The organism is Carnobacterium sp. 1290_CSPC, from assembly GCF_001053265.1.
Taxonomy (GTDB): domain Bacteria; phylum Bacillota; class Bacilli; order Lactobacillales; family Aerococcaceae; genus Aerococcus; species Aerococcus urinaeequi.
Genome location: NZ_JVVG01000018.1, coordinates 1 through 244, shown reverse-complemented (window position 1 = coordinate 244; position 244 = coordinate 1). Strand labels below are relative to the sequence as shown.

At 53.7% G+C, this 244-nt stretch carries 2 tRNA genes; both read left to right on the top strand.

The features are described from left to right. Positions 1-90: transfer RNA gene (locus AC973_RS00985), tRNA-Ser, on the top strand. Positions 91-105: 15 nt separating this feature from the next. Then, positions 106-178, top strand: a tRNA-Met gene (locus AC973_RS00980). The last annotated feature ends 66 nt before the right edge of the window (positions 179-244 follow it).

Below are 244 nucleotides of genomic sequence, written 5' to 3'. Positions count from 1 at the left end.
GGAGGATTACCCAAGTCCGGCTGAAGGGAACGGTCTTGAAAACCGTCAGACGTGTAAAAGCGTGCAAGGGTTCGAATCCCTTATCCTCCTTTTTCTTATTAATATCGCGGGATGGAGCAGTTGGCAGCTCGTCGGGCTCATAACCCGGAGGTCGTAGGTTCGAGTCCTACTCCCGCAATTGAAATGGTCCCGTAGTGTAGCGGTTATCACGCCTCCCTGTCACGGAGGAGATCGCGGGTTCGAT